Genomic DNA, 24,547 nt, shown 5'->3' with positions numbered 1-24,547 from the left:
CTATTGATTAGGACAGGATGTAACCGCTGTCCCCGGATATTATAGTCAGAAAAAAAGATTATAGCTGTAAAATTCGTCATCCCTGATGTAGCCTTGCTTCTCATACAGCCGCTGGGCGGTAAAATTATCGGTCCAGGTCGTCAGCGTCAGCCCCTTTGTGCCGGTCTCCTCCGCATACGCGCGGGCCGCTTCCATCAGCAGCGCACCCGCGCCGCTTCCCCGCGCCTCTTCCGAAACGTACAAATCGTTCAGAATCCACAGCCGCTGCATCGTAACCGATGAAAAAGAGGGGTACAGCTGTGTAAAGCCGACCGCGCGTCCAGCGCCGCCCTCTTCCTCATCTTCAACCGCCAGAAAAATAACCGACTCCTGCTTATTAAGCCGTTCTTCCAAAAACGCCCGAGCGCGCTCCCGGTCCGATTCCTGTCTGTAAAAGATCCGATACTCGTCGAACAAGGGTACGATCATTTCCAAATCCTCAAGCCCCGCCCGCACCGCAGCATACCGTGTCACTTTCATCGCTCCCTTTTGTCAAAGCCTTTATACCGTCATTGTAAAATCGGCCTCAGCGCTTTGCCATGGAGAAATTGCCGCATTATTTGGACTAATCCCGGCCTGCCGCCGCCTGAACATTCGAAAGGCCGATCCAGTACCGGCAGTACCTGTTGTCCAGCTCGGCCAGTCGCCCCCCGTTGTTCTCGATGACGCGCCTCGACCCTTCATTGCCTTCGTCACAGGTAAGGAGCACCCGGTCGATGCCCAGCTCGGACGCTTTGCCCAGCAGGCCGGACAGCAGAGCCGTACCGTAACCCTTTCCCCGCGCGGTAGGCCGGATGCAATAACCGATATGGCCCCCGGTAACAAGCAGACTGTCGGTCAGCCGGTGACGGAGCTTGCCATAGCCCACCGGCCTGCCGTCCGCATACAAAAAATACAGGGTTTGCGGCACATGTCCCGGAGGCAGATCGATCCCGGAGGAATAATCGCGCAGCACCGGAAGAAGGTTCAGAAATTTGGAATATCCGGCAGTATAGAGGCTGTTCACAAACCCGTTCTCTCCGGGGCCGATTTCGCGGGCCATCTCGTAAATCTTTTTATCTTCCGGAACCGCCAGCTCCCGCAGTTCAAAAGCCATGTCACCTCATCCTTTCGACTCGTAAAAAATATGGCGGGCTTCGATCTTTCCACCCTCAATATCCATCAGTCCGAAGGAATACAGCTTCTCCCGCCGCTTATCCGTAGGCGAGCCCGGATTGAACAGCAGCACGCCGTTCTCGCTCCGCATCAGCGGTTGATGCGAGTGGCCGAACAGGATGCAGTCCAGGCTCTCGCCGGCAAACGCCCTTAGCGCATTGCTGTCCGTCCCCTTGCCGGTATACGGCCGATGCCCGTGAACCATACCGATTCGCGCGCCCGCAAGTGTTATGATTTTGCGTTCGCCGAAGCGCCGCACAATCTCGCTTCCGTCATTGTTTCCGGCAATTCCTTCTACCGGGGCCAAAGCGGACAGCTCGTCATAGACGGCCAGATCGACCCAATCGCCCAGATGCAGAATCTGCTCGACTCCGGCCAGACCTTCCGTCAGCGCCTTCGGCAGCTTCGCCATCCGGCCCATGTGCGTATCCGAAACGATTCCCACTTTCATATAGGTCAGCTCCCCGCTTGATTGGTGTTAGATTGTTAATCATTGTACGACGAAGCCATAGGTTCGTCTACAGGCCGCCTATTGTTCCCCTTTAGCATAATCCTGCACCATAATTAAACACTATTTTCGGATTGATGGATAAGTAAAAAGGCTCTGTCCGTAAATACAGAGCCTTCTGACAAGCTATTGATGAGACTTTATTTACTAACCAGCTTACGATACCTGTAGATATCGCCGCCAGATTTACTAACATGATAGAACGACTCAAATCCTCTTTTTATTAATTCTTCATCGGCTTCTCTTTTCCTGTTATCTTCCCCGATACAATCAATAATGTAACCGCCGTTCTTAACAACCCTCGACAGTTCAGCAATCTCAAGATCATAATTGTCCCCTACTACATGCCCCGACATAACAATATCGAAGGAATTATCCTCGTAAGGGATTTGCTCGATCATGCCGTCTACGACTACAACATTATCAATATTTTCACGTTTAATTTTATCGCGCATGTACTCCCTCAGCATATTGGTAGGGTCACTTGCATAAACACGCTTCGCCTTTTCTGCTGCGGCAAATGCAAGCCTTCCTGTACCGCTTCCCAGGTCGAGAACTACCTTATCCGTAAAATCTGCAAGTTCAAATAGTAACTGTTTATCCCAGGCGTAAATGTAATCGCAATTTTGGTTCATCATGTCGGGATAAACATAAACGACCGAAGTTTCCATTGCGTGAATTACAAATACTTCTGCTTTTCGAATTTCATAAGGGGGAAGATTTTTGGGCGCCTTTGCAATCATTTGTTCAATCGCAGGCTTGCTTTCAGGACTTTTATGAGCAAAGTACCACGCTACTGATGGATTATGTGCTAAAGCTATACCCAAGTTATCGCAAAACTCATCCCATCCGACATACTTGTTGCATATCATTCGAACAATCCATCTGTCCATTAACAAAAAGCTATTAAAAGAGAACTCCTCTGCGTTGATCCAGTTAAATGACATAGTAAACTAATCCTCCATTATTTTAGGAGGGCTAAATTATAGTCACCCTCCAAGAAATTATGCGAGCGGACAATTTTGTATTTATCATCTGACATCATCCTTTCATCATTTAATGGAGAGCTGGAAAACAACTAAAAACCTAGAAAAAGTTGTTCATTATGATTATAAATGGCATAAAGTTTATTATCAATGATACTTTATTTTCCAAAGACATTAATTCCACTCTCTTCGGCCTTCCCGGCCAGCCCTCCTCGCCTTCCCATCACATAAGCGGCGCTCCCGCCGAGCAGGACGCACAGCGCCGCCGCAGCAAAAATAACCCTTAAACCGATGATTCCAGCGATCAGCGAAGCGACGCCGATGGACAGCGTCCGGACCGTGTTCACCACGAACCGGACCGAAATAAACACCCGGCCCAGCACGCCGGGGTCCAGTTCCTTTTGCAGAATGGAGCGGATGCCATTGCAGCAGAGCCGCAAGCGCGAACACGGGCATCGACGCCGATGCTTGTGCCGATGCCACCCAGCGATACGCACAGTCCGGCAATGGCGGGACCGGCGATCAGATTTATCGAATCCGCCGCGGAGAGGAGCGAAGCCAGACTATATGCGGCAATCAGCGGGCCGAGAGACGCGAACAAGGCTTTGCCGGACGAAATTGGCCGATATTTCCCCTGTGGGCGTACGTCCTGTACGCTCCTTCGCTTCGACGCGACGCATGGTTCGCCTTCGGCATCGTCAGCTTCACCATGCCCTTCAGCCGGTCATAATTCATGGCGATGTGCAGCGACCGGCAAATCTCATCAAGCGGAACGAGCAGCATGCCTTGTCTGAACTCCGGCTGGATGCCGGAAAGTAGCACGCCGCGCCCGTTAACCGTCAGTTCCCGTTTGGGCACAAACTTTCTGATCCGGTCTATCGTCTGGGCGGGTGTACGCAGATTGCTTCCCGCGTTGATGCGGTCAGCATTCGTCTCGCCCCTGTCTGCCAGGCCTTCCTTCACGGTGAAAGTCAGGGGAATCCCAAGCGAACCCGCTGCGGTCATCACGCGGTCATTGTATGAACCGTACGGAAAGGCAAGCGCTGAGTCGGTATTGCCGAGCTCCTCCTTCAGCCTGCGCTCAGCCAATCCGAGATCCCCGGTCACTCTGCGGTAATATTCTTCGTTGTACTCGCTGCGCGTTTCGTCGTCAATGTACAGCAGCGCGCTGAGCGCCGGCTCCTTCCCTCCTTCGGCATCTACGGGTGCGAAATAATGCAGGTCATAGGTATGATTGTAGAAGCCCATGCCGAATTTTTTCATCTCCCGCATTTGGCTCCAGGTCAGCTTGGGCAAGCCTTCCTTGCCGGGGTTGTCGACATCGGAGACGATGACGAAGTTCACCGCCGTATAGCCGTATTTTCGCAAGACAGGAAATGCCAGCTTATAGAAGCTCTCATAGCCGTCATCGAAGGTAAGCAGCACCGCATTATCCGGAACCCTAACGTTAGCAAGCATAAACCGCCGGTACTGCCCCATTGTAATCACATGATAGCCGTCCCTTTTTAGCAGCATCATCTGCTCGGCGAACCGGTCCTCCGACAAAATCGAGGGCAGCAGCGGTTTCCGGGATAGGTGGTGGTACATCAAGACCGCCACTTTGTCTCTATAATAGACCCCTTTCGGCAAAGGCGCCGGCCTATCCCAGCGGATATTTGCACCCAGAAGCCTTTCGGCGAACTTTTGCGGAACCAGCAGCTCATGACCCGAGTATTCGAAGGGACCGGATGCTTTTATCACCCGCCCTTCAACCTCAAAATCGACTTCACGGAACTTTGGTCTGAAACCGAAAATAGCGGCAAGACCGATCAGGATTAGGGCAGCCAATACAGGGACGATTATTTTTCTCAATGAGAAGTTCTCCTTACAAGCAACAGTCTCGCTTCCATTTGTACCCTAATCATATTCCGCCTCTTCACTCATTTAGTTACAACTTCTTAATCTTTGCAGGGCGTTTTATGATCACGAGGCCGCTTGGGCAGAGGGCTTAAAAAAAGCCGGCCGGATGTCCCGGACAGCTTCTTTTTGTATTATTTATATTTCCGCCAGTCCTGGCTGCTGTTCTCCAGCAGATGGGCAAAATCGTTGTCCAGGCGCTTCTGCTCCGTCTTGCGCGCTTCCTCCGCCGCCTTCCGCTCTGCTTCTTTGCGGCTGGCCTCCTCATTCTTCAGCTCATCGGCCTGCGCCTTGAGCTTGTTCAGCACTTCGCTGCTCAGCAGGTCCTTTAAGGTAGCCTGAGGCTCCTCTTTGACCGCCCGCGGAGCGTTCTGCATTTTCTTCTTTTTTGCCATAAACCGTTTCCTCCTAAAGCGTATTTCATTTATTATATTGGTTTAGGTCCATTGCCTTTTCGTTTATAATAGTAAGCAAGAGGTGAGACTCATGAAGCAGACTTCCTTATGTCCCCGTCTGCAAAAAAGCATGGATATTATCGGAAAGCGTTGGACCGGTCTGATCATTTACCAACTGCTTCAAGGACCCCAGCGTTTCGGCAGCATCGAAGCCTCCCTTCCTCTCAGCGGAAGACTTCTATCCGAGAGGCTGAAGGATCTGGAGCAGGAGGGCATCGTGCGCCGGGAAGTGTTCCCTGAGACGCCGGTGCGCATTCAGTATTCCCTGACCGAAAAAGGAATGGCTCTTGAATCGGTTATCCGTGGTTTGGAACATTGGTCCCGGGACTGGATTGAAGCCGATTCCGAATGCAATAGCCCGCACACCTGAACGATCTAAGATCGCCGCATAAAAGGGGAACCGGCCAGGCCGGTTTCTTTTTTTTCGCCACAAGATTTCAAATATTCTAAACCTTCCGGCCGACAATAACCAGATCGCGCAGTATCCCGTCCATATCGGCTACTTCCGGCAGCAGCCCCCAGCGTTCAAAGCCGAACTTCTTCAAAAGTCCCAGACTTGGCCCGTTATGCCCGAATACCAATCCGACCAGATTGCTTATCCCCAGCCGCCCGCATTCTTCGAGCGCTTTGCCCACTAGCAGGCTTCCGGCTCCGGTTCCCCTGTATTTTTCGTTTACGTAGATGCTCAGTTCCGCCGTTCCGTTATAGGCCGGCCTTTCATGGAACGACTGAAAGCTCAGCCATGCCGCAATTTCTCCGTCCTTTTTGAGCACCCACAGCGGGCGGCTGCTGCCATGCTCATGAAACCAGGCAAGCCTGTCCTCCACGCCCACGGGTTCAAGGTCGGCCGTAACCATCCTGCCCGCTATAGTGGAATTATAAATGGCCACAATAACCGCCAGATCCTCCAGCGTAGCGTCTTCAATAATGCTCTCCTGCCAATCCATCCGTTCATCCCTCCATAAAAGCTCGTAATAGTTTCAAAGTAATCCATGGCCGCATGGAAAGTCAATTCATAACGTCTGACTATGAAATGCCCGAGCCGCAAGGGCTTCGGCAGCCCCTGGCCTTTTGCAGGCGAATGGATTAAGATATTCTCTATTCATTGTACAATATTTGAAAGGAAGTGAACCGGGAGCCCTCCCGAAAAAGATGAAGCTCTCGCAATCGGTTATCGCGCTGAAAGTGCCCATGCTTTCCCCCGTGTTCGGGCCCACCGAAATTTATCCGGCGCTGCTGAAAGACGAAGACGGCCTGACACTTATTGATACAGGCATGCTCGGACAATTCGATGCCTTGAAGCAGACGGTCGAAGAAGCCGGAGCGAAAATATCCGACATCAAGCGTGTTCTTATTACTCATCAGGATATCGATCATATCGGGAACCTGCCGGAACTCGTAAGCCGAATACCCGAATTGGAAGTTCTGGTTCACGCGGACGATATTCCTTATCTGAACGGCAGTCTTCCGCTGATCAAATTCACCCCGGAGCGCATCGCGCAGATGTCCGGCGAGTTCAAAGATCTGGCCCTGCATTTCCTTGAAAGTCTGCCCGGTCTTGGCGGATTCACGGTCCTGCAGGACGGAGATGTGCTGCCCTTGGGCGGCGGGGTGGAAGTCATCCATACGCCGGGGCACACCCCCGGGCATATCTGCCTGTATTTCCGAAAAGACAAGCTGCTGCTGGCAGCCGACGAACTGCGAGTCGTGGACGGCAAGCTCGCCGGCCCCTCGGAAATGGCGACGCCGGACATGCCGCTTGCGCTGCGCAGCCTCCGCAACCTGGAGGGGCGGCAGATCGACAGGGTGCTCTGCTACCATGGCGGTTTGTACGAAGGCAGTCCGCAGCAGCTTATTGAGGAGTTGGCCTGAATTGAATCGAAGGGAGAGCAATGCACAAATGAATGAAGCTCTGAAACGTCTGGAACGGGAAATGACTGCGGAAGGGCTGGACGCCCTGCTTGTCACCGATCCCAAGCATGTATACTATCTGACCGGCTTCGCCAGCAATCCGCATGAGCGGTTTCTCGGCCTGCTGCTTGTCCGCGGCGAGGAGCCGGTGCTTGTCGTGCCCGCGCTCGACGCCGAGTCGGCGCATGCCTCGTCGACGGTCTCCTCCATCGTGACGCACAGCGACACGGATGATCCGTACAGCCTGCTGAAGAGCCGCTTCGGGGCCAAGCTCGGAAAGCTCGGCATTGAGAAAGAGCATGTCTCCGTAGCGCGCTTTGAGTTACTGTCGAACGCCGCCCGGGCGGACGGCTTTGCCGACATCGGCCCTCTTCTGCGCCGGATGCGCGCCATCAAATCGCCCGGGGAGATCGAGCGGATGGAGCATGCCGCCAAGCTGGTTGAAGAAGTGCTGCGCCAAGGGCTCACCCATGTGAAGGAAGGCGTGAGCGAGATCGAGCTTGTTGCGGAGCTGGAATATTTGATGAAAAAGCTTGGCGCAACCGGTCCCTCTTTCGATACCATGGTGCTGTCCGGGACTAACACCGCCCTCCCGCACGGCGTTCCCGGCAGCCGACTTATCGCGCCGGGCGACCTGCTGATGTTCGATCTCGGCGTATTCGCGGACGGCTATGCTTCCGACATTACCCGCACCTTCGCCGTGGAGCGGGCGGACAGCGAGCTGGTCCGCATCTATGACACCGTGCTGGCCGCTAACGAGGCCGGCATTGCCGCCGCAAAAGCCGGTTCTTCATACGGCTCGGTCGACCTGGCCGCGCGGACCGTTATCGAAGAAGCGGGGTACGGTTCTTATTTTGTTCACCGCGTGGGCCATGGCCTTGGCATGGATACGCATGAATATCCTTCCCTGCACGGCCTGAATGAGGACATCATGGAGAGCGGCAACGTCTTCACGGTGGAGCCTGGCATTTATGTTCCGGGACTGGGCGGCGTGCGGATCGAAGACGAGGTGCTTGTCACAGATGGCGGCGCCCGGACGCTGACCCGGTTCCCGAAAGGCTGGACCGTGCTGGAATTGTAATTTCAGGTCGAATTGAACCTTCCGCTATAGGATTTGTAACAAAGAGAGAGCCGCGCTTATCATTAGCGATTAGCGGTTCTCTCTTTTTTAGTTGATACAGAAATTCGGAAATTGCAGAAAAAAGAAGAATCTTTCGCAAGAATTTGCAAAAAAAATTGAATTGCAGAAAATTTTACCTTACATCCGAGCATTTTTCTCTATTCAACCGCGGGTTAATTATATAGAATAGAATCCATGTACAATTCCCTGCATGTCTTTATACAGGGTGCCAGACAGGATAAAAGACCTAATAATCTGTCAATTTCCTGCTGTCCTCCCAAATCCGCATACGGATATGGGTATTTATTATTTGTATAAAAAGGAGAGAACCGCATGTTTCGGATCAGGCATTCCATCGGCCGGAGATTTATGTTGTTGCTGCTCGCTGCCCTCTTGTTTACTTCGCTTATGCTTAGTATCAGCTTTTACTTCATTTCCGTGAATACCATCAACAGCTACGTCGTCCCGCAGATCGATAAACTGCTCGGCGCGGCTTCGCAGGACGTGTTCAAAACTCTGAATACGACCAACGCCCAGCAGGCCCGAAGCAACGATCAGGCAGCAACGAATGTCGAATTTTTTTTCAAGGACAAGCGGACCCAGCATAATGTGGAGACGATTTTTCTGGCAGACTACAATAACGGCAAGGCCGTCGTGCTGAGCGCGGATCACGGTTCGGCGCTTAAACGGAAGGAAGAGCTGGAAGTGACGCCGGCCCTGGAGCAGGCCTCCAAGGGAAAACCCGCCATCAGCGCCATTTACAGCGACAGTCATGGAGTACATAAAACGGCATATGTCGGCATACCCGGCAGCGGCCTAATCGTCGGTGTCAGTTCGGACCTGACCTTCGTCAAAGACAAGATGAAGAGCATTCTGTGGACCAGTGCCGGTATCACGCTGCTGGCCCTGATCATCAGTATGACCGCGGCCCTGTTCATGAGCCGCCGGATTACACGGCCGATTACCCGGCTCGCCGCATACAGCGACCGGCTGGCCGAAGGCGATTTCACTCAGGAACTGGTTGTTAAAGGACATGACGAAATCTCCAGGCTCGCCGAGAGCTTCCAGACAATGACCCTGCGCCTGAAAGAGCTGATCGGCCAGGTGCTGAACACCTCAGACACCGTTATGGCCGATTCCAACGATCTGAAGGAGCGCGTGGACGGCATCCGCGATATGGCGGAGCGTTCCAGCGAATCGGTCGAAGACATCGGAAAAGGCAGCGCGTTAATCGCCGGCAGCGCGGCCGATAATGCCCGTGCCATGGAAGAAATCAGCTCGGGCATCCAGCATATCGCTTCCGCGGCGGGCGAAGTGACCGAGCAGATCCATGAAGCCTCTGCCGAAGCAATTAGCGGCAACGGCACGGCTCAAAGCGCCGTTGAACAGATGCGCCAGGTCGGGCGGACTTCCAAGGAATCGCTGGAGCAGTTCCGCAAAATGGACGAGCAGTCGCAGAAAATCGGCGACATCGTCCAAGGCATATCGGAGATCACCAAACAAATCCAGATGCTCTCCCTCAACGCTTCCATCGAGGCGGCGCGGGCGGGCGAGCATGGCCGCGGCTTCGCCGTTGTCGCCGGTGAAGTACGCAAGCTATCGGAGCAGTCCAGAGAAGCCACGGAGAAGATCCGCGAGTTCCTTCTGAGCCTGCAGGAGGAAATGCAGCGGTCTGTAGCCAGCATGAACGAGGTGAATGCCGAGGTCGCTTCCGGCGTGGGCAAAGTCGAAGAAGCGGGCAATGCCTTCAACCACCTTGCCGTACTCATTCAAAGCATCAACCAGAGCATCTATTCCGTTTCCGCAGCCACCCAGCAAATTTCGGCGGGAACCGAGGAAGTGACCGCGTCCGTAGAAGAAACCGCGCAGATTACTGCCAAGTCGCAGGCGGGCGCCGAAGCGCTGGCCGATAATTACCATTCCCAGCAGGAACAGCTGGATGGCCACGCAAAGACTGTGGAGCATTTACACGAGCAGACGCTTAAAATGCAGGAAGCGGTCCGGAAGTTCAAAATATAACGCACGGGAAAAAGGTCCCGGCAAGCTTCTAATGAAGCCTGCCGGGACCTTTTTGTTGATTAAATGCAGACCGGCGGTTAAGAGCCAACCGCAGCCGCCCCGGCTTCAGTCCCCTCACCCTCACAACCTTTCGTCCGTTCCTCCGGAAAGCAGAGCGTATGATCGCCCGCAGACAGAGATTCCATAAAGCGCCCGATTCGCCCCAGCGCCTCGGCAAGCTGTTCAGCCGAAGCGGCATAGGAGCAGCGGATATGCCCCTCCCCGCCGGGTCCGAACACGGAACCGGGCACGACTGCGACCCCGGCTTCGCGGAGCAGCCGAAGCGCGAACTGCTCTGAGGTCAGCCCGGTTCCGGCGACCGATGGAAAAGCATAGAAGGCGCCGTCCGGCATATGGCAGGGCAGGCCGAGCGCATTCAGCCCTTCCACGAATAGGGTGCGCCTCGCGTCAAAGGCAGCCTTCATTCGGTCTTTCGATTCAAGCCCGCTCCGCAGCGATTCCAGAGCGGCGATCTGCCCCGGAACCGATGCGCACATGGCGATATACTGGTGAATTTTGAGCATCGCGGCCGCCAGTTCTCCGCTTGCGCAGCAGTAGCCGACTCTCCAGCCGGTCATGGCGAACGCCTTGGAGAAGCCGCTAATGACAATGGTCCGCTCTTTCATTCCCGGCAGCGACGCCACGCTGACATGCCGATCTCCGTAGGTCAATTCGGCATAGACCTCATCCGAGATGACAATCAGATTATGCCGGACGGCAAGCTCGGCAATCGGCTCCCAATCTCTGCGGGTCATCACCGCGCCGGTAGGATTATTTGGGTAATTCACCATAAGCGCCTTCGTGCGCGGGGTGATGCTCCGCCGCAGAGCCTCGGCCGTCAGCTTGAAGCCTTCTTCCCGCTTCGTCTCCACGGGAAGAACACTCCCTCCGCTCAGCGTGACCATCGGAGCGTAGGCCACATAACCGGGTGACGGTATGAGCACTTCGTCCCCCGGTGATATGACCGTCCGCAGCGTAATATCCAGTGCCTCGCTGCTGCCTGCCGTGACGATGATCTCCGCGCCGGGATCATAGCGAAGCCCGAAGCCGGCGCTTAGATAGCCGGCAATTTCCCTGCGGAGCTCCGGTAAGCCAGCATTGGAGGAATATCCCGTTTCTCCCCGGTTCAGCGCGGAGATGCAGGCTTTCCGGACCGACTCCGGCACCCGAAAATCCGGCTCGCCGACTCCGAGCTGAATCAACCGCTTGTTATTCGCCGCTGTTTCGAAGAAAGCGCGGATGCCCGATGGCGGAAGATCACGGACGGTCTGACAAATCCAATCACCGGACATGAACGGGCACGCCCCTTTCCTTCAGCGAAGCAGCGATAATGGCATCCAGCAGACCGCCGAATGTCATTCCGGCAGCCTTGGCGCTCTTGGGCATCAGGCTGGCCGAGGTCATGCCCGGCAGCGTGTTCACCTCAAGCACGAAGGGAACGCCGTCAGAGACGATCATATCGACCCGGGCGTATACGCTGCATTTCAGCGTCCGGTAGCAGTCCAGGGCGATCCGCCGCACCTCGCGCTCCAGTTCGGCGGGCAGAACGGTAACCTGCTCCCGCGCTCCGTTCTCGGTATATTTGGCGTCGTAGTCGAACCATTCCGCAGTCTGTGGAACGATGCCGATGATCGGCAGCGTCTCTCCATCCAGAATGGAGCAGGTAATCTCCATCCCCCGGACGTAACGCTCCGCCATAACCGACCGGTCCCACCGGAAAGCTTCCATTACGGCGGCCCGCAGTTCACCCGGTTCATTCACCTTGGCCATGCCGATGCTGGAACCGCCCGAGGAAGGCTTGACGATAACCGGATAGCCGAGCTTCTCCACCGCTTCGGGCGCAAACTCGTCTATATGATTCCAGCAGAGCCAGTCGGCGGTCGCGATTCCGGCTGCGCGCAGCAGTCTTTTGGATACATCCTTATCCATGCAGATGGCGCTGGACAGCACACCGCTTCCCGTATAAGGGATGTTCAGCGATTCCAGCACGGCCTGCACGGTTCCGTCCTCGCCGAACGCCCCATGCAGCGCCAGCAGCGCAAGATCGAGGCCGCGCACCTGTTCCGCTAGTTCCTCCCGCTTGTTAATGACGACCGGAACGGCCTCATATTGGGCAGGGTTCAGCGCTTTTAATATCTCCGCGCCTGTCTTCAGCGAAATCTCTCTTTCCGACGAAATGCCGCCCATAATCACGCCAACTCTCATATTTCCCGCTCCCTTTCGTTCACCTGGATAGGCTCATTGCTTTTTTACTCCGCTTATTCTTTTGGCGCCGTCGCCGCATGCTCCGATCTATTCATCAGCTCTTTCGCCGCCCTGCCAATAATGGCGATTCCCTTGCGGATGTCCTCATCCGTCACTCTGGAGAAGCCCAGACGCAGCGTATTCCCGCCGGTTCCGTCCGTAAAGAAATTGTCCCCAGGCGTAAAAATCACGCCTCTTCGCGAGCAGGCCGCCAGCAGTTCTCTTGTGTCGAAGCCCTCCTCAAACGTCATGAACAGATGCAGCCCGCCGTCTCCCGACAGGGTGGAATAAGGAATTAGCTCCCGGCAGCAGGCAAGCGTCCACTCGTATTTCCGTTTATATTCGGCCCGGGATCTGCGTAAATATTTTTCCAGATTGCCGTTATGCAAGTATTGATACAGCAGCGATTGGTCGAGCGTCGAGGTATGAATGCTCCGGGCCCGCTTGATGCTCTCCAGTGTGCCGATCAGTTGCCGGTCCGCCAGCACCCAGCCTACTCTGAGACCCGGAAACAGCACCTTGGAAAAGCTGCCGATATAAATGACGCCATTTCCTGCACCCGCCATGGCTGCCAGCGGCGCCACATGCGAGCCGGAGTAACGCAGCTCTTCATTGAAGCCGTCCTCGATTACGGGAATCCCGTAGCGATTCATCAGGGTCATCAGCTCCAGCCTTTTTTGCAGAGAGGTCACGATGCCCGTCGGGTTATGGTAGGACGGAACGAAATAGGCGAGGTCGTAAGCCCCTTCCTCAAGCGCCTGTTCCAGCCCACCAATGCTGATACCGTCCGGCTCCATCGCAATACCTTTGATCCCGAAGCCGTGCAGCTTCAAGTTTTTGATGGCCGTATTGTGGGTCGGGTTCTCGCACAGCACCATTCCGCTATTCTTTCTGATGGCAGACAGCACGATGTCGAAGCCTTCGGTGAAGCCGCTCGTAATCAGCATATCTTTATTCTGAGTATCCACGCCCTTGCGGGCCATATAGTCCATTAAATAGTCGATCAGCGGCTTGTAGCCCTTGGCGTAGCCGTAATTTAGCAGCACATTGCCTTCCACGGCCATCCGGTCCGAAAAAGCGCGCCTTACGCTGTCCAGATCGAACAGCTTCTCGTCGGGCGCAATGCTCGTAAACGAGATGATCCCTTTCGCGCCCCGGATGCCGCGCTTCATCAGGTCCAGTTCCTCCGCGAGGAGGGCATATTCACTGACGCGTTCGCTCCAGTCCAGCTTTCCGCAACCGCTGGCTATCCCCTCATCGACTGTACGCTTGGGCGTCACCTCGGCGGCGAAGCTGCCCCTGCCCTGAACCGTGTAGGCGAATCCGTCTTCCTCAAGTTCCGCATAGGCGGAGATGACCGTATTGCGGCTGACGCCGAGCAGCCCGGCAAGCTCTCTTGTCGCGGGAAGCCGCCGGTCCGCCTGAAGCGCTCCTTGGACAATCAGCCGTTTCATGTAATCCTTGACCTGGAGATAGACCGGGCGTCCCTCCGCAAGCTTGAAATCATTGAACATACGTGCATCTCCTCCACCGTTATCATGGCATATTTGCGCAGACAAAAAAAGAACCGCGCAAGCGGCGATTTCCGCCGGGCGCGGTTCTCCGGGGGACCGGATCTCTTTTGTGAAACAGGCGAAACTGGTTTAAAATAGTAGCTGTATTCATTAGCCTAAACGGAGGAATGGACTATGCTCTTTATCGATAACGCCGGAATTACGGACCCGGCCATCAATTTGGCGATTGAGGAATACGCGCTGAAGTTTCTGCCCATGGACGACAGCTACTTGCTTTTTTATATCAACAGCCCGTCCATTATCATCGGCAAGCATCAAAATACTATAGAAGAAATCAACCAGGAATATGTCCAAGAACATAATATCAAGGTGGTGCGCCGGCTGTCCGGCGGAGGGGCGGTCTACCACGATCTCGGCAACCTGAATTTCAGCTTCATTACTAAAGACGACGGCGATTCCTTTCATAACTTTCTGAAATTCACCCAGCCGGTCATCGACTATTTGAAGAGCATGGGCGTTAACGCCGAGCTGAGCGGACGCAATGACCTTCAGGTCGGGGAGCAAAAGATTTCCGGCAACGCACAGTTCTCGACCCGGGGGCGCATGTTCAGCCACGGCACGCTGATGTACGACCTGAATCTGGACGACGTGCAGGCGTCGCTGAATGCGAATCCGGAAAAATTCAAGTCCAAGAGCACGAAATCGGTCCGCAGCCGGGTCGCCAATATTAAGGAGCTGCTTGGAACAGACATGACCATTGAGGAATTCCGCGCGGGCCTTCTCCGGTCCATCTTCGGGATGGAGCCTGCCGAGGTGCCGCAGTACAAGCTTACTGAGGAAGACTGGTTCCAGATCAACAAAATCTCTGAGGAGCGTTACCAGAACTGGGATTGGAACTACGGCAAGTCGCCGAAGAGCAATGTGAAGCATGCGGTCAAGTTCCCCGGCGGCATCGTCGATATTCGAATGGAGATCAAGGACGCGCGGATCGAGGAAATCAAGATTTACGGCGACTTCTTCGGCGTGGGCGACGTGGCCGACGTAGAAGATGCGCTGCGCGGCAAGCGGTATGAGCAGGAGGAGATTCGGCAGGCGCTCTCCCATCTTGATCTGAAGCATTATTTCGGACGCATCGAGCCGGAGGATGTCATCGGTTTGATTTTTCTGGAGGAATAGGCAGAGGGGGCTATCACCACTCGCTTTGTCAAACAAAAGGACGTGACCAAATGGATCGCTCACAGCGGCCAAGATTCGGTTCACGTCCTATTTTTGTTAAACGGTAACCCGATAAACACGCGCCTCATAAGGCAAAAGCTGCAGGCTCTCGCTTTTCTCCGAATGATCAGTCGCTGTATTTATTATATAGTTGCCGATAAGCATCTCCTTGCTGGAGTCTTGAAATTCTTCCGGAAGCTTGACTGGCAGGGTCTCTCGCGAGAAATTGCAGAGCACCAGCAGCCTTTCCGTTCCGAGCGATCTCGTAAAAGCATAAATGTGTTCGTCTTCCTCCAAGAGAATATCGAAGGCTCCAAAGACGATAATCTTATGCTCCTTGCGAAGCCGAATCAGCTTCTTGTAGTAGTTAAAGATGGAATCCGGATCGTTTATGGCGCTCTCGGCGTTGATTTCCTTGTAGTTTGGATTTAAGGCGATCCATGGTGATCCGTCCGTAAACCCGGCATTCTCGGCATCCGACCATTGCATCGGCGTTCGTCCGTTATCCCGGCTGCGCTGATGGATGGCGTCCATCATCTGTTCATGCGTCAGCGCCCCTTCTCCGACATAATCCCTATAAGCATTCACAGTCTGAATATCCCGGTAATCGAAAACGGATGCAAAGCCGACATTGGTCATCCCGAGCTCTTCTCCCTGATAAATATAAGGGGTACCCTGAAGCATATGCAGACAGGTGGCAAGCATTTTGGCAGAAGGCACACGGTATTCGCTGCTGTCGTCGCCAAACCTTGAAACGGCACGCGGTTGGTCGTGGTTGCTCCAGTACAGGCTGTTCCAGCCGTCTTCTTTAAGGCCGTACTGCCAGCGGTTAAAGATCGTTTTCAATTCCGTCAGCTTCCATTCAATGGGGGACCAGCGGCCGAACTGTCCATTGCCTACCGTAACATGCTCGAAATGAAAGATCATGTTTAACTCGCCACGGTCCGAGCCCGTATACAGCTTGGCCTGCTCCACGCCCACTTTCGGCATTTCCCCGACCGTGATGATATCGTATTTGTCCAGAACCTCCCGGTTCATCTCCTGCAGGTATTCATGGATTTTCGGACCGTTACTGTAATAAGGATTGCCATCCCCGAATTTATACCCTTCATGGACTTCTCCGTCCGGAAGACCTTCCGCTTTCGAAATCATATTGATGACATCCATCCGGAAGCCGTCAACGCCCTTTTCCAGCCAGAAGGTCATTATGTCGTATACATCTCGCCGAAGCTTCGGATTCTCCCAGTTGAAGTCCGGCTGTTTCTTCGAATAGAGATGGAGGAAATATTCCCCGGTCGTTTCTTCGTATTCCCACACGGACCCGCCAAAATGAGAGCCCCAGTTGTTTGGGAGGCTGCCCTCCTCACTGGCCGGACGCCAAATGTAATAGTCCCGGTACGGGCTGTCCTTGGAAGACCGGGCCTCTACAAACCACGGATGCTCATCCGAGGAGTGATTGACGACCAGATCCATCATAATCTTGATTTCCCGCTTGTGGGCTTCAAGAAGCAGCCGGTCAAACGTCTCCATCGTACCAAATTCGTCCATGATCTCCCGGTAATCGCTGATATCATAACCGTTGTCGTCATTTGGAGATTGGTAAACCGGGCTCAGCCAGATCACGTCGATACCCAGCTCTTTTAAATAGTCAAGCTTCATGGTAATGCCTTGCAGGTCGCCGACTCCGTCCCCGTCGCTGTCCATAAAGCTTCGCGGATAAATCTGATAGACAACGGCTTCCTTCCACCAGCTGTGCTTCATACAGGCTACACTCCTCTGAAATATTCGCAGCCTAGCCTTTAACGGCCCCTGCGGTTATGCCTTGAATAATATATCTCTGCATTAGTAGAAAGAACGCGATGACGGGAATGACCGCCATAGTCAATGCGGCCAGCGCCAGATGCCATTCGTTCATGTACTCCCCGAAATAAACATAGGAAGCGAGCGGAATCGTCTGATTGGATTTCTGGCCCAGCACAATATACGGCAGGAGAAAATCGTTCCAGATCCACAACGAGTGCAGGATGGCAATCGTGGTCGTAATCGGTGCAAGCAGAGGAAGGAGAATGCGGAAATATACACCGAAGGTATTGCACCCGTCAATGGTAGCCGCTTCTTCCAGTTCAATGGGAATCCCCTTGATAAAGCCGTGATAAAGGAACAGGGCCAGCGGGATGCCGAAGCCGAGATACATGATAATGATTCCGTACAAGGAGTTGATCAAATGAAAATCTTTGGCGACCTGCAGCAAAGGGATCATCATCGTTTGAAAAGGGATGACCATGGATGCCAGAATCGCCAGAAAAATAATATTGCTGAGCTTGCCCGGACGGCGGACGATTTGATAGGCGGCAGCCGAGCTGACCAGCAGAATGCAGAGCACGCTGATAACCGTGATCGTAAGGGAGTTCAGAAAAGCGGTTGGAAAATGAATCTGCTGCCACACGGTTATGAAATTGTTCAGCCCGAAAGACTCGGGAAGGGACGCCGTGGAGCTTAACACCTCGTCATATCGCTTAAACGCATTGATGAACACAAGATACAGAGGGGCGAGAAAGAGTACAGCCAAAACGGCCATGGCGATTTCAAGCAGAAACTTTCCGGCATTATAGCGCTCTTTCATTACATTTCAACCTCCTTGCGTTTCATCACAAATACCTGGATAAGCGTAATGGAAGCGAGTACGACGAAGAATATGATCGCTTTGGTCGAAGCCAGCGTGTATTGATTGTTGGAGAAGGCATCCTGATAAATTTGCAGCGCAAGCGACTCCGTCGATCCAAACGGTCCGCCCTTCGTGAGTGCAAAGTTCAGATCGAATACCTTAAATCCGTTGGTGATGGCCAGGAACAGGCAAATCGTGATGGCGGGCCGGACAAGCGGAAGAACCATGAACCAAAGTCTTTGCCAAGAGTTGGCTCCGTCAATCTCGGCCGCTTCCAGCAGATCGGGTGAAACCCCTTGAAGAGCCGCAATGTAAATGACCATCAAATATCCGGCGGTGTACCATACGTTAACGATAATCAGAGCCCAGAAAGCGTAGTTCGGCAGGGCCAGCCAGCTCTTCTCAAATATTCCCCAGCCTGTTAGATCGGCCAGATTCGGGAATACCTGGGTGAAGATAAACTGCCAGATAAATCCGATAATCAGCGGCCCAATCACATGGGGCATGAAATAGACCGTTCTCAGCACATTTTTGCTTTTCAAAGCGAAATTCAGGGCAAAGGCGAGGAAAAAACCCGCAATATTCACCAAAATCGTTCCGACCGCCACATACTTCAGCGTAAAGAGAAACGATTTCAGGAAAGCTTTATCATGGAAAAGGGTGATGTAATTATCCCATCCGGCCCATTCGATATTGCTGCTGATCCCGTCCCAATCCTGAAACGAGAAGAGAATCGCTCTGAAAAAAGGAAGCACAATGATGAGTGTGAACAGCAAAAGCGCTGGGGAAACAAAAGCGAAGTAGATCAAATGCTTACGAAGGCTCGTTCGCTTCATCGCCGGCCGCACCGCCACTCCCGACAGCTTGCCGGTAAGAGCTTGCTTCATGTTTGATTCCTTCTTTCGTGATGGATTTGAAAAGGACAGCCACTGCAACCCCGGACAACAGTTTCCGCGCAGTGGCTGTTCTCCTGTATCAAACGACGGTTATTAATCTACGGCCGCGGTCCAGGATTTCTGCAAATCCTCAAGCGCCTCTTCTTTGGTCATTTGACCAGCGATATATTGCTGCAGCGGCTTCACAAATTGCTCCCGGATGCCCCCGTTAGGCCACAGGGCGAACGCCCAAGGCAGCGTCTTGTTCTCTGCTACATATCTGCCCATATCCTCAGCCAGAGGCCCCAGGTCTGCGGTGGCTTTCATGCTGGTGAAGGCCGGAGTGAACTGGAACGATTCCACCAGGTATTTTTGTCCGTTATCGTGCACCCATGCCAGAAACTTCTTGACTTCGTCCAAGTGCTTGGAGTTTTTGTTTACGACATAGTAGTTCGGTACGCTTACAGGCAATTTGGTTTCCTCCGGATTATCCGTCAGCGGGATGGCGAACATGCCCATCTGGATGTTCGCATTGATCTTCATTACAGGCTGGAGAACCCATACGCCCTGCTGCATCATGGCCGATTTGCCGGATGCGAAGCTCGCCACCTCGGCATCATAGCTGAGTCCAAGCGAATCCTGGCCCTTTCCGTAGTTGACAGTCATGTCGAGAACATCAAAGAATCCTTTCATATAGGGACTGTCTTTGACTTGGGCCGTTCCCTCGTTCAGCTTCTTGGCAAAACCCTCCGGGTCGGGTTCATAGGAGAAAGGAAGACTGAACAAGTGCTGTCCGAGCGGCCAGTTTTCCCGATAGGCCTCGGCGTACGAAGTAATGCCTGCGGCCTTCAGCTTCTCGTTCACTTCTTTAAGCTCGGTCAGTGTGGTCGGTACCTTGTCGATACCCGCTTTGGCGAACAGTACCTTGTTATAAACAAATCCATAGCCTTCAATAGCGAGCGGGAAGCCGTATTTCTTACCGTCGATGGTCATGCCCGGCTCGGCGGCCGGCAGGACATCCTCCACCCACGGCTCGCCGGATAGATCTGCCAGCTTCTCCTGCCAGTTCTTCATGTCCGCATAGCCCTTCATCGTAAAGATGTCCGGCTCATCGCCTGAAGCAAACATCGTTTTAAGCCGCGTAGGCACATCGGCCGTAACCTCAGGTTCAATGGTAACGTTCGGATTTACCTTGTGGTAATCGGCCAGCATCTGCTTCAGCTTATCCGCAATTTCCGGCTTGTTCTGCAGCAGCTTCAAGGTGATCTTGCCGCTATTCCCGCCTTCTCCGGAGGAGGCGTTCTCCGCGGCATTACTGCCGCACCCAACCAGCAGCGTTCCGGTCAAAGCGATTATGGCCAGGCTTGATAACCATTTGTTCATTCTGTTTCCCCCTTAAGCAGTAGTGGTTTGTTTTAACAGCTTAATATTAACCGCTTTCATTTCTGGCTTGGAGGGAAAATGCTCGCCTCTGCGGGTAATATTTTAATCTGTCTTCCGGTAAAGAAGCGGAGAAAGGCCCACCTGCTTTTTAAAAGCTTTGCTGAAATAATTTTCGTCCGCATAGCCGACCTGGCTGGCGATCTCCGAAACGCTTAGCTGGGTATTGCGGAGCAACGTTTTCGCTTTCCCGATCCGAAGCTCCGTCAAATAGGTAATAATGGTGGAATGACAGATCTCCTTGAACTTTTTGGATATATATTGGGGGCTGAAATGAAACTTCTCCGATAGTACGGTCAACGAAATATCTTCCTCAAAATGCGCATGCAAATAGTCGCGGATCTCTTCAATTCCTCCATAACCGGGAGCAGGCTGTTTGCTCATGCTTTCCATTAAAAGCCAGATTTGTTGAACGAGCATCTTTTTCCATTCATTGAGTTCGCTGATCCACAAAGGCAAATAGAGAATCGGGAGCGTTTCCTTCTGTTTGGCGCTCAATCGCCCGAGCAGCAAATTCGCCTCCATCGAGCAGAGCTGCAATTCTTTCAATGGCAGCACTCCCGCCGCGCACAAGCTGTCCGCATAGGATTTCACGATCTCGGAGACCAGATGCTTGTTCCCCGTTTCAATGGCATTCTTGAGCAGAAGCAAATGGTTCTTCATTCCAGGCTCTTGCACATCCGCATAATTTGATGCCTTCGGTTTGCCGGAGAACACATTGCTGTTCAGCAGTTCTTTTCTGGCCTCTCCCACGCCCTCGGAAATATTCTCTAGCGCATAAAGCTGCTTGCATTCACCAACCAGCACCTCTAGACCGAGTGTGTCTTTCCAAGCCCGTCTCACCCGGTTCAGATATAAAGCCAAATCCTTCCCTTGGATCGCTGTAATAAGCAGCCATTGGTATTCATCCAATCTGCACAGATAGCAAGGCCTGTCTTTACCCATCGCATCCAAAACGATGTTATTTATGGCGAAGAAAAACAGCTGATCGTCCATCATGAAACGATTGCTTACGATATCCAGCCTGTTTTTTGGCAGAATCATCACGATGTTCAAGGGAGACTCCGGCAGCCCGATTCTTCCGAACATTTTTTTGACTGCGTTTACAGGAGAGCGATCGCCTTTTGCCAACGCCACAATTTTTTCCTCTTCGAGCAAAGCATCCGCTTTCCGGACAATAGCCCCAAGCCGGACTTCCGCCTGTTTTCTGTTCTCCAGTTTGTACCAGGCGTCAACGGCCCTTTGCAGTGCTTCCTCCATTTCTTTTCTTCGAATGGGCTTAAGAATGTAATCGATTCCATTGGCCTTGATCGCAGCCCGGGTAAATTCGAAATCGCTGTACCCGCTTACCACAATGACCTGAGTATTTAGTTCTTCTTCCCTAATTTTCTCAAGCAGCTCGATTCCGTTCATTACGGGCATTTTCATATCGCAAAAGACAACCGCCGGATGATGAAGCCTGATCAGATCAAGAGCCTCGATCCCATTGTCCGCCAAAAGCCTTTCTTTAACGCCGAACTTTTCCCATGACACCGAAAGCTCGATCCCTTCTCTAACATGTTCCTCGTCGTCAACAATCAATACTTTCATGCCTCTTCCTCCTTAAAGTGAATCATAAGCCGAATTTGCGTTTTCTCGTACGGGAGGCTTGTCATTTCCCAGTGGAAATCGTCGCCAAATTGAAGCCACAACCGCTGTAACACATTCATCAAGCCGATACCGCCCTCATCCTGCTCCAGCACCTTATGCTTGGCATAACGCGCTTTCATGGCTTCGATCTCCTCGTGCTTCATTCCTTTTCCATTATCACTGATGCTTATCACAAGTCTGGAGTCCCGTTTAATGTCAACCTCAATTCTGCCCTTGCCTGTGCCGTTTTCAATTCCATGAATAATGCTGTTTTCTACAATCGGCTGAAGAATCATTTTCGGTACAATGGCGGAAAGAGCGGCTGGGTCGCAGGAAATCTGGTAAGTGAGTTTTTTTCTGAACCGGTTCTCCTGAAGGGAGAGATAATGCCCGATATGGTCAAGTTCCTGCTCAAGCGGGACGGTCTCCTTGCTCATATCCATACTGTACCTCAAAATAAACCCCAGCTCGGTGATCCGGTCGCTGACCTCCTCGGCTTGATGCCGCATCGCCTCAGTCGAAATGGACTGGAGCGCGTTATACAGAAAATGGGGATTGATCTGCGCCTGAAGCATTTTTAACCTCGCCGTCGAGATTTCCAGCTTCTGCTGATACTCGTTGACAATTAACCTTTTCAAATTATGCACCATCAGTTCAAACCGGCGCTCCAGAATGCCAAGCTCGTCCTCGCGGCTGACGGTGGGGGCAATATCAAAAATCCCGAGCTCCACATAGGAAATACTCCGCACAAGACGCTTTATGGGCACAATGGTGGAATAGGAAAGAACAAAGGCCAATATTACGATACAGACCAGGGCAACCAGCTGAATTGCGATCGACCGGCTCAGCGTCTGCTTGGCCGACTCGTTCATGACCGTCGATGGAATAAATTTGATGATCGTCAGGGGAAGATCCAGATAATGATCGCTTGCATATACATATACCCCTTGTTTTCCTTCCCATTCTCCGAACCAATATCCCTGCTTGGCTGTATCGTTATCTGTAGCAATGACGTTCTCACCCATCCACTTTGGACTGGGCAGCGAAGCCGACGAGGTATACAGCAGTTGGTTATCGGTATTGATATACATAAACATAGTTTCAAGGGAACGATCGAAAAGAAGCTGGTTCAAGCTTTCGACTTCATCCAAAGAAACATAAATGGATAGCAATCCCAGCAATGTGGATTTGGGATAATCAATCAGCTTTTTATGGACAGCCAGAAGCCGCTCGCCCCCAAGCTGCCGCACTTCATAGCCGGGCAACCTGTCCCACTGACGCATATCAGCGGGCGGGAGAACGTCGCCAAGAGCATCATAAGAAATGGAATCATCCGACTCGTACTGCTGTTCGGCATCTGCACTGTAGAAGTTGACGATTTTGATTTCATGACGCCGGCTGTATAAATCGGACAGATTTCTCTGGATAAAGGTATATCGCTCGTAAACATCCGTATTTTTCCTGCTCAAGGCGGCCATATCCTCTCCGGAATACCATGACACCGACATCAGATTTAATTCCTGCAGATACTTTTTCATATTCTCCATACCGATCAACAGCGTACCGCGGTTTAACTCAATGACTTGATTTTGAAGCGACCGGTAACTTGACCTGTAGGAAATAATATTGGACAAAATAAAGGGAATGGTCGTCACCAGCAGCATCCAGACCAGCAGCTTAATAAACAGGCTTTTCTTATAAATGGGCTTCGCCTCGCTTTTCAGGCCAGATTGAATTTTCTTTAAAGTATACATCTCAAATGATTGAAACGGTTACAAAAAAATAACGGACGCCTGTCCCTGGGGACTGACATCCGTTATTATGAAACCGCGATGGAGCACCAGCACGGCTATTACCAGAACACGCCCGGTTATCGCGTTTCAGGGATCAAAGGTGCCGCCGAAAGCTGCCAGCGAGGCCGCGGCAGCCGCCAGCATTTTTCACCGTAGGAATTATAAAGCCAGGCTTCATGAGTCCCTGAATGATTACCCTTTTACCGCCGATCCGACCGTCATAGCGTTCTCGACCTGTTCGCTGAAGAACAGATAGACAATGACCATCGGCAGACTCGCAATCGTCATAACCGCGCCCATGCCGCCCCAATCGGTGCTGTATTGCCCCTGGAAGAAGAGCAGACCGAGCGGGAGCGTCTTCATCGCTTCGTCGGAAATCAGAATATAGGCGAGCATGAATTCGTTCCAGTTGCTTAAGAATTGGAAAATGGCAACGGTAGCGATGGCGGGAGTTACAACCGGCACGATGATCTGGAGAAACATCCGGTAAATATTCGCGCCGTCCATGCAGGCCGATTCCTCTAGTTCGCCGGGGATGCCTTTCATGAAGCCGTAGAATATCAGGCAGGAGAAGGGCAAGCCGATGGCGACATAAGGAACGATCAGCGCGCCGTAGGTATTCGTCAAATGGAAATCGCGAACCAGAATGGCGAGGGGAATCATAATGACCTGAAGAGGCATGAACATGCCGATTGTCATATACAATCTGACGCTCTCGCGGAATTTCCAGCGCATTCTTGCGATAGCGAACGAGAACATCAGGGCCAGCACAATAATCAGCAATGTGGAAATGGATGAGACGATAAAGCTGTTGATAAAATAGCGCGGAATATTGAACTGCGACCAGGCTGCAATATAATTCTCGATTCTGAAATGCGTCGGAAAGCCAAACGGATTGGTAACGAAAATCTCATCGTTGTTTTTAAGCGAATAAGAAATCATCCATACCAGAGGGTAGACGGAAATCACAAAATAGATCCATAGCGGAGTCTGAACCAGAACCGCTCTCAGCTTATTCATATAGCACTCCTTCCTTGCCGGACA

General features: G+C 52.6%; 23 protein-coding genes. 5 read left to right on the top strand and 18 right to left on the bottom strand.

The genetic code is table 11. The features are described 5' to 3' along the window. Nucleotides 1–45: 45 nt before the first annotated feature. The 7 genes from PUR_RS06910 to PUR_RS06880 all read right to left on the bottom strand — a co-directional run bounded on the left by PUR_RS06910 (nucleotide 46) and on the right by PUR_RS06880 (nucleotide 4,979). Complete coding sequence (locus tag PUR_RS06910) at nucleotides 46–468, bottom strand: GNAT family N-acetyltransferase (protein WP_442953831.1); 423 nt, start codon at nucleotides 466–468, stop codon at nucleotides 46–48. Nucleotides 469–604: 136 nt separating this feature from the next. After that, entirely contained in the window at nucleotides 605–1,135 is a 531-nt protein-coding gene (locus tag PUR_RS06905; protein ID WP_179034600.1) for a GNAT family N-acetyltransferase, read from the bottom strand. 6 nt (nucleotides 1,136–1,141) lie between these two features. After that, nucleotides 1,142–1,645 (bottom strand): metallophosphoesterase family protein, encoded by a 504-nt coding sequence (locus PUR_RS06900; protein ID WP_179034599.1) that lies wholly within the window; start codon nucleotides 1,643–1,645, stop codon nucleotides 1,142–1,144. A gap of 197 nt (nucleotides 1,646–1,842) precedes the next feature. Continuing rightward, the gene (locus PUR_RS06895; protein ID WP_179034598.1) at nucleotides 1,843–2,649 is read right to left on the bottom strand and encodes a class I SAM-dependent methyltransferase; all 807 of its coding nucleotides are present in this window, start codon (nucleotides 2,647–2,649) and stop codon (nucleotides 1,843–1,845) included. A 197-nt stretch (nucleotides 2,650–2,846) separates the two neighbouring features. Continuing rightward, nucleotides 2,847–3,128: a hypothetical protein gene (locus PUR_RS06890; protein WP_179034597.1), complete on the bottom strand. Its 282-nt coding sequence runs from the start codon at nucleotides 3,126–3,128 to the stop codon at nucleotides 2,847–2,849. Between the two features lie 136 nt (nucleotides 3,129–3,264). Then, a complete protein-coding gene (locus PUR_RS06885; RefSeq protein ID WP_179034596.1) occupies nucleotides 3,265–4,539 on the bottom strand; it encodes a polysaccharide deacetylase family protein in 1,275 nt (424 codons plus the stop codon). 179 nt (nucleotides 4,540–4,718) lie between these two features. Beyond that, nucleotides 4,719–4,979 carry a YqkE family protein gene (locus tag PUR_RS06880; protein ID WP_179034595.1) on the bottom strand — a complete coding sequence of 87 codons (261 nt, stop codon included), beginning with the start codon at nucleotides 4,977–4,979 and terminating at the stop codon, nucleotides 4,719–4,721. Nucleotides 4,980–5,070: 91 nt separating this feature from the next. On the opposite strand from PUR_RS06880, the gene PUR_RS06875 reads away from it, so the two are divergent. Continuing rightward, nucleotides 5,071–5,409 carry a winged helix-turn-helix transcriptional regulator gene (locus PUR_RS06875; RefSeq protein WP_124695490.1) on the top strand — a complete coding sequence of 113 codons (339 nt, stop codon included), beginning with the start codon at nucleotides 5,071–5,073 and terminating at the stop codon, nucleotides 5,407–5,409. A gap of 76 nt (nucleotides 5,410–5,485) precedes the next feature. On the opposite strand, the gene PUR_RS06870 is transcribed toward PUR_RS06875, so the two are convergent. Continuing rightward, nucleotides 5,486–5,986, bottom strand: coding sequence for a GNAT family N-acetyltransferase (locus tag PUR_RS06870; RefSeq protein ID WP_179034594.1), 501 nt, complete (start codon nucleotides 5,984–5,986; stop codon nucleotides 5,486–5,488). A 205-nt stretch (nucleotides 5,987–6,191) separates the two neighbouring features. Here PUR_RS06870 and PUR_RS06865 point away from each other — a divergent pair, with 205 nt between their 5' ends. The 3 genes from PUR_RS06865 to PUR_RS06855 all read left to right on the top strand — a co-directional run bounded on the left by PUR_RS06865 (nucleotide 6,192) and on the right by PUR_RS06855 (nucleotide 10,089). Continuing rightward, entirely contained in the window at nucleotides 6,192–6,911 is a 720-nt protein-coding gene (locus tag PUR_RS06865) for an MBL fold metallo-hydrolase (protein ID WP_179034593.1), read from the top strand. Nucleotides 6,912–6,939: 28 nt separating this feature from the next. After that, the gene (locus PUR_RS06860; RefSeq protein WP_179034592.1) at nucleotides 6,940–8,031 is read left to right on the top strand and encodes a M24 family metallopeptidase; all 1,092 of its coding nucleotides are present in this window, start codon (nucleotides 6,940–6,942) and stop codon (nucleotides 8,029–8,031) included. A 372-nt stretch (nucleotides 8,032–8,403) separates the two neighbouring features. Further along, nucleotides 8,404–10,089, top strand: a complete 1,686-nt coding sequence (locus PUR_RS06855; protein WP_179034591.1) for a methyl-accepting chemotaxis protein — start codon at nucleotides 8,404–8,406, stop codon at nucleotides 10,087–10,089. Nucleotides 10,090–10,166: 77 nt separating this feature from the next. Here the strand turns inward: PUR_RS06855 and PUR_RS06850 are convergent, their stop codons facing one another. The 3 genes from PUR_RS06850 to PUR_RS06840 are packed head-to-tail and all read right to left on the bottom strand — an operon-like array spanning nucleotide 10,167 to nucleotide 13,886. Further along, entirely contained in the window at nucleotides 10,167–11,420 is a 1,254-nt protein-coding gene (locus tag PUR_RS06850; protein ID WP_179034590.1) for an aminotransferase class I/II-fold pyridoxal phosphate-dependent enzyme, read from the bottom strand. After that, nucleotides 11,410–12,333, bottom strand: a complete 924-nt coding sequence (locus tag PUR_RS06845) for a D-alanine--D-alanine ligase (protein WP_179034589.1) — start codon at nucleotides 12,331–12,333, stop codon at nucleotides 11,410–11,412. Before PUR_RS06845 ends, PUR_RS06850 begins: the two co-directional genes overlap by 11 nt. Before the next feature lie 53 nt (nucleotides 12,334–12,386). Further along, nucleotides 12,387–13,886, bottom strand: coding sequence for an aminotransferase-like domain-containing protein (locus PUR_RS06840; protein ID WP_179034588.1), 1,500 nt, complete (start codon nucleotides 13,884–13,886; stop codon nucleotides 12,387–12,389). A gap of 174 nt (nucleotides 13,887–14,060) precedes the next feature. On the opposite strand from PUR_RS06840, the gene PUR_RS06835 reads away from it, so the two are divergent. Next, nucleotides 14,061–15,062 (top strand): lipoate--protein ligase, encoded by a 1,002-nt coding sequence (locus PUR_RS06835; protein WP_165097140.1) that lies wholly within the window; start codon nucleotides 14,061–14,063, stop codon nucleotides 15,060–15,062. 96 nt (nucleotides 15,063–15,158) lie between these two features. Here the strand turns inward: PUR_RS06835 and PUR_RS06830 are convergent, their stop codons facing one another. The 7 genes from PUR_RS06830 to PUR_RS06795 all read right to left on the bottom strand — a co-directional run bounded on the left by PUR_RS06830 (nucleotide 15,159) and on the right by PUR_RS06795 (nucleotide 24,523). Next, on the bottom strand, nucleotides 15,159–16,862 hold the full coding sequence (locus tag PUR_RS06830; protein ID WP_179034587.1) for a glycoside hydrolase family 13 protein: 1,704 nt from the start codon (nucleotides 16,860–16,862) through the stop codon (nucleotides 15,159–15,161). A gap of 31 nt (nucleotides 16,863–16,893) precedes the next feature. Further along, nucleotides 16,894–17,724 carry a carbohydrate ABC transporter permease gene (locus tag PUR_RS06825; protein WP_179034586.1) on the bottom strand — a complete coding sequence of 277 codons (831 nt, stop codon included), beginning with the start codon at nucleotides 17,722–17,724 and terminating at the stop codon, nucleotides 16,894–16,896. After that, a complete protein-coding gene (locus PUR_RS06820; RefSeq protein WP_232101744.1) occupies nucleotides 17,724–18,653 on the bottom strand; it encodes a carbohydrate ABC transporter permease in 930 nt (309 codons plus the stop codon). Before PUR_RS06820 ends, PUR_RS06825 begins: the two co-directional genes overlap by 1 nt. 102 nt (nucleotides 18,654–18,755) lie before the next feature. Next, complete coding sequence (locus PUR_RS06815; RefSeq protein WP_179034585.1) at nucleotides 18,756–20,024, bottom strand: ABC transporter substrate-binding protein; 1,269 nt, start codon at nucleotides 20,022–20,024, stop codon at nucleotides 18,756–18,758. 102 nt (nucleotides 20,025–20,126) lie between these two features. After that, nucleotides 20,127–21,671 (bottom strand): response regulator transcription factor, encoded by a 1,545-nt coding sequence (locus PUR_RS06810; protein WP_179034584.1) that lies wholly within the window; start codon nucleotides 21,669–21,671, stop codon nucleotides 20,127–20,129. Continuing rightward, nucleotides 21,668–23,464 (bottom strand): sensor histidine kinase, encoded by a 1,797-nt coding sequence (locus PUR_RS06805; protein ID WP_179034583.1) that lies wholly within the window; start codon nucleotides 23,462–23,464, stop codon nucleotides 21,668–21,670. The genes PUR_RS06810 and PUR_RS06805 overlap by 4 nt, the downstream gene beginning before the upstream one ends. Nucleotides 23,465–23,695: 231 nt before the next feature. Further along, complete coding sequence (locus PUR_RS06795; RefSeq protein WP_179034581.1) at nucleotides 23,696–24,523, bottom strand: carbohydrate ABC transporter permease; 828 nt, start codon at nucleotides 24,521–24,523, stop codon at nucleotides 23,696–23,698. Nucleotides 24,524–24,547: the final 24 nt, after the last annotated feature.

The organism is Paenibacillus sp. URB8-2, from assembly GCF_013393385.1.
In the GTDB taxonomy this organism is placed as follows: Bacteria; Bacillota; Bacilli; order Paenibacillales; family Paenibacillaceae; genus Paenibacillus_AQ.
Note: the sequence above shows the minus strand (reverse complement) of the source record. Positions and strands in the feature narration are given on the sequence as shown.